Annotated in this window: 1 protein-coding gene; it reads left to right on the top strand. The window is 68.7% G+C overall.

Annotated features, from left to right (window positions below; all coding sequences use genetic code 11):
* The coding region (locus tag ACTHLF_RS07905; protein WP_440326360.1) for an Hpt domain-containing protein at nucleotides 1-5880 on the top strand (5880 nt) is incomplete at both ends.

Raw genomic sequence — 5880 nt, 5'->3', positions numbered from 1 at the left:
GCCCATCGTGCTGCTGCCGCTGCTGAATGACCTGCGTGCGAGCCGTGGCGAACAGTCGCTGGATGAATCCGCGCTGTTCACCCCCAACCTGGATGCCTCGCTGCCGCTTGGCGTGCCGGGCGCGGCCGATCCGGCCGTGGCCGAGGCGCACCGTGGCGAACTGCCCGAACTGCGCGCGCGTTTCCAGCAGCAGCTGCTTGCCTGGTTCCGTGGGCAGGGCAACGAACGCCAGCTGCTCGGCATGCGTGCCACGCTGGATAGCATCGCCGCGCGTTGTTACACCATTGCGGGCCGTCGCCTGTGGTGGATTGCCGCGGGCGTGCTGGAAGGCCTGGAGCGTGGCGTGCTGCGCGCCCACGAAAAGGACGTGCGCCAGCTGATCGGCCGCGTCGACCGCTCGATCCGCGAACTCGTGGATGGCGGCGAAGAGGCCATGCTCACGGGCGATTCCGATGAGCTGGCCCGCAAGCTCCTCTATTACGTCGCCCAGGCCAAGGCCGGCAGCGAACGCATCGATGAACTGCGCCAGGCCTATCGCCTGGATGGCCTGCTGCCGCGCGCCGCGGAAGTGGAACACGCGCGTGGCTCCATGTCGGGCCACAACCGGGCGCTCCTCGATACGGTCTCGGCCGCGATCAAGGAAGACCTGCTGCGTGTGAAGGAATCGCTCGACCTGTTCCTGCGCCGTCCCGACGGCGACCCGGGCCAGCTGGGCCCGCAGGCCGACGTGCTCGACCGCGTGGGTGACACGCTGGGCATGCTCGCGCTCGGCGTGCCACGCCGCGTCGTGGGCGAGCAGCGCCGGATCCTGGGCGAGATTGCCAGCGGTACCCGCGCGCCGGATGAAGAATCGCTGCTGGATGTCGCCGGCGCGCTGCTCTACGTCGAAGCCTCGCTGGATGACCACATCGAGCGCCTCGGCGCCGAAGGCGAGACCCCGATCTCCGACAGCGGCCCGTCGCCGCTGCCGCGCAGCGAGGCCCGCCATATCCTCACCGCGCTGATGCGCGAGGCCACGGCGAACACGTCGAAGGTAAAGGACGCGATCGTCGCCTTCGTCGAATCGCAATGGAATCACGACCAGCTCGCCGGTACGCCGGAGTTGATGGCCGAGATCGGCGGCGCCATGCGCATGCTGGGCGCCCCGCGCCCCGGCGACCTCGCCGATGGCATCGGCCTGTTCATCCACCGCGAACTGCTCGGCGACCGCCGCGTGCCGAACGGCGCGCAGATGGATCGCCTGGCCGACGCGGTCGCTGCGCTCGAGTACTACCTGGAAGCGGCGCGCGAACACCGCGGTGGCCTGGATCACATCCTTGATGTCACCCAGCAGAGCCTCTCCGAGCTCGGCTACTGGCCCGTGCCGGTCGACGAGGAAGGCGAAGCACTCGGCAGCGAAGCACTGGACCAGATCGAGGCGGAAGCGGTCGAACACATCGCCGTGCCGGCGAGCAGCGAGGACGCCGGCGAAGCGGTGTCCAGTTTCGCCGACACCTTCGACCTCGTCGACGAACCGCCCGTGGCCGCGGAAGAGCCGGCCGCGCCGGTTGCCGCGGAAACCACCGCTCCCGATGAGGACTGGGTGGAGATCGAGGAAGAGATCGAACAGGAAGTGGGCGGCGCCGCTGGCGTGGCCGACTTCGGGGGCTTCCAGATCACGGTCGACGGCATCGACGACGAGATCCGCGAGATCTTCCTGGAAGAGACCCAGGAAGAGATCGACAACCTGCGCAAGGCCCTGGCGGCATGGCTGCCGGATCCGGAGCGCGCGGATGCGTTGATCCCGATCCGCCGTTCGTTCCACACCCTGAAGGGTTCCGGCCGCCTGGTCGGTGCCCGCCTCCTGGGCGAGTTCGCCTGGAAGGTCGAGAACATGCTCAACCGCGTGCTCGATGGCTCGATCACGCCGCACGAAGGCGTGCAGGCGCTGGTCGGCCACGCGGTCGAGGCGTTGCCGCAGCTCAAGGCCGCGCTGGAAGGCGATACCCACGTCACGGCGCCGATCGCCGCGATCATGGAAACCGCCGACCGCCTCGCCATGGGCGACATGGCGTTCGTGGAAGAGGTGGCGCGCAACTCGGTGCAGAAGGTCCGCACCAAGGTGAAGCGCCGTGTCCTGCGCGACACCATCGCCGCCGTGCCGACGGCCGCTTTCGCGGGCTATGGCCACGCCGCGCCGGTCGAGCCCGAGCCGGTACCGGCCGAGGAGCCGATCTACGTTGCGCCGCCGTTGCCGCCGGTCGATGCCGTGCTGCTCGATATCCTGCGCACGGAAGTGGCGCAGTACCTCAACGTGATCCGCGCGAACCTGGCACGTGCCGGCGACGGCGAGCTGCCGGTGGACGATGGCCTGCTGCGCGCCGTGCATACGCTGCATGGCGCGATCGGCATGGTCGACATCCCGGTGCTGATCCAGGTGCTGGCGCCGCTCGAAGGCCTGATCAAGCGCGTCCGCGCCAGCGGCGTGCCGCTGCGCCCTGCGGGCGTGGATGCGCTCACCGACGCTGCCGACCTTGTCGACCACGTGATGGAGCTCTTCGACACCGAAGATCCGCGCGTGCCCGATGTTTCCGCGCTGGCGGCCCAGATCATCGCCCTGCGCGATGAGCAGCCGGAAGCGACGGTTGCGCACATCCTGTACGAACCCGATCCGCTGCCGCTGGACGACGAACAGCCGGCGCACCACGCGCAGGCGGTCGATGCCCCGGTCGTGGAAGAACGGGTCGCCGACGAGCCGGAAGCGGACGAAGCCGTCGCCGATGAGGCCTACGTGGATGAGCCCACGGTGGCCGCGTTCGACGAACCGGAGGTGGTCACACCGGCCGCGGAGCCGCTTTCGGCGCTGGACGAGGCCGAGCTCGATGCGTTCATCAACGAAGATGTCCGCTTCGATGCCGAGGTCCGCGAAGCCGAAGCCCACCTCGCGAGCGATGCCGCCGGCGAAGCTGCCCATGCGCACCCGGCCGACGATGTCGTGCCGGCTGACGCGGGCAACGACTCGCTCGAGGCGGAACTGGAAGCCATGCTGGCCGGTGAGCTCGCCGACCTGGATGCGGTGGTCACGCCTGCACAGGCCGATGAGCCGGTGGCGGAACCGCTCGTGGAGCCGACGTACGCGTCGCTCGACGAGGCCGACCTGCAGGGCACGCCTGACGAGCCCATCGCCCTTGATGCGGAACTTACGCCGATCGAGCTGAGCCCGATCGACCTGGGCGAAGGCGAGCACGACCTCACCGCGGAGCTGCTGGCTTCGCTCGAAGGTTTCGCCGTCGAACCGCCGCCGGTCGATGTCACGCCGGTCAACGTCACGCCGGCCGCGAACTACGACGCGAACGAAGAGGCCGCCTGGCGCGCACTCATCGGCGAAGCCGAAGCCAACGCCGAAGCCGGCACCGAAACCGAGGCCGAAGCGGCAACTGAAGCAGACGCAGAGCCAGCCGCGGAGACCGGCGCTGATTTCACTGCCGAAACAGACCTGCCGCAGCCGATGTCCCACGACGGCGACGTGCTGCACACGGACGATGGCGTCCTCGAGGACGAACCGGTAGCCGAATCGCTCGAGGCCGACGACGCCCTTGTGGGAGCGCGCTTCGCGCGCGATTTCGAGGCCGCGACCCCGGAATCCGAAGCGACCACCGAACCGGCTCCGGAAGACATCCCGGTCACCATCGAAGACCAGTCGCACGAGCCCGTCGCCGAGCCCGTGCACACGCCTGTCGAAGCCGAAGCGCCGGCACTGGTGCCCGAGCTCTCGCCGTACGCCGACATCGACCCCGACCTGCTCGAAGTGTTCGTGGAAGAAGGCCGGGAGATCCTCGATCATGCCGATGCCTCGCTCGCCGCATGGCGCGCGGAGCCGCAGCAGGGTGAGCACGTGGCCGCGCTCCAGCGCGACCTGCACACGCTGAAGGGCAGCGCGCGCATGGCCGGGCTGGCCACCGTGGGCGATTTCGCCCACGCGATGGAAGCGCTGCTCGATGCCGTGGCCGGTGGTCAGCGCGAGAGCGATGGCCCCGCGATCGAAGCGATGGAAAGCGGCTTCGACCGCCTGCATCGCATGATCCTTGCCATCGCCAGGCACCAGCCGATCACGCTCAACGAAGCCGACATCGAGCCGTTCGCACGCCTGGCCGGCGCCCCGATCGCGCCAGATACGCTCACCGCGGAAAGCTACCGCGAGGAGCGCGAGGCCGCGGCCCAGCCGGAGGCGTGGACGCCGCCGGCCCCGCAGCCCGAGCCGATCCCGGTCCTCGACCGCGTCCTGCCCGACCTGCTTCCGGAAATGGAAGAGGAAGAGATCCAGCGCGCGTCGCAGGAGCAGATCCGCGTCCGCGCGGACATGCTCGATACGCTGGTGAACCATGCGGGCGAAGTGTCGATCTACCGCTCGCGCCTGGAACAGCAGACGGCAAGCTTCCGCTCGACGCTGACCGAGCACGAGCAGACGGTCAGCCGCCTGCGCAGCCAGCTGCGCATGCTGGAAATCGAAACGGAAACGCAGATCATCGCGCGCTACCACCAGGAGCACCGCGATACCGCGGCGACGTTCGATCCGCTCGAACTCGATCGGTTCTCGCAGCTCCAGCAGTACTCGCGTGCGCTGGCCGAGTCGGTATCCGACCTTGTGTCCCTGCAGACCATGCTGGACGACCTGACCCGCCAGACCGAAACGCTGCTGTTGCAGCAGCAGAAGGTCAACGCGGAGCTCCAGGAAGGCCTCATGCAGACGCGCATGTTGCCGTTCGATGCGATGGTGCCGAACCTTCGCCGCACGCTGCGCCAGGCCGCCTCCGACGTGGGCAAGCGCGCCCAGCTGGTGGTGGAGGGCGCCAACGGCGAAATGGACCGCAACATGCTCGACCGCATCAAGGCGCCGTTCGAGCACATGCTGCGCAACGCGGTCGCCCACGGCATCGAAGCACCGCAGGCTCGCGAAGACGCAGGCAAGAACCCGGAAGGCACCGTCCGCATCCAGGTCGCCCGTGAAGCGACGGAAGTGGTGGTGCGCCTCTCGGACGACGGTGCCGGCATGGATCGTGATGCGATCCGCGAGAAGGCGATCGAGCGCGGCCTGTTGCGCCCGGATGCCCGCGTGTCCGACGACCAGATCTACCAGCTCACCCAGGTGCCGGGCTTCTCCACCGCGGAGAAGGTCACCCAGGTGGCCGGCCGCGGCGTCGGCATGGACGTGGTCGCCAACGAGATCAAGCAGCTCGGCGGCACCCTCGCGATCGAGTCGCAGCGTGGCACCGGTACGACCTTCGTGATGCGCCTGCCGTTCACCCTTGCGGTGACCCAGGCCCTGATCGTGCGTATCGGCGAAACCAACTTCGCGATCCCGATGACCTCGGTGCATGGCGTGGCCAAGGTCGAGCCGAACGAGCTCGCCCATCGCATGGCCGACAGCGATCCGCTGTTCGAGTATGCCGGTGAGGATTACGCGATCCACGACCTGCCGCAGCTGTTGGGCGTGCATGTCATCGGTTCGCCGGACGAGGGCGATATCCCGCTCCTGCTGGCCCGCTCGGGCGACCTGCGTGCCGCCATCCGCGTGGATGCCGTGCTGGGTTCGCGCGAAATCGTGGTCAAGCCGGTCGGTCCGCAGGTCAGCTCGGTGCCGGGCATCCTCGGTGCGACGATCATAGGCGACGGTTCGGTGCTCATGATTCTCGACCTCGCCCCGCTGGTGCGCCACGGCGTGGCCCGCCGCGCGTTCGAAGCCGAGGCAGCGATCCCGCAGGCCCCGCGCAAGCAGGACGAGGTGCGCGTGAAGCCGCTGGTGATGGTGGTCGACGATTCGATCACCATGCGCAAGGTGACCGGCCGCGTGCTGGAGCGCCATGAGTTCGAGGTGATGACGGCGAAGGACGGCATCGACGC

Source organism: Luteibacter sp. (assembly GCF_051958795.1).
Taxonomy (GTDB): Bacteria; Pseudomonadota; Gammaproteobacteria; order Xanthomonadales; family Rhodanobacteraceae; genus Luteibacter.
Note: the sequence above shows the minus strand (reverse complement) of the source record. Positions and strands in the feature narration are given on the sequence as shown.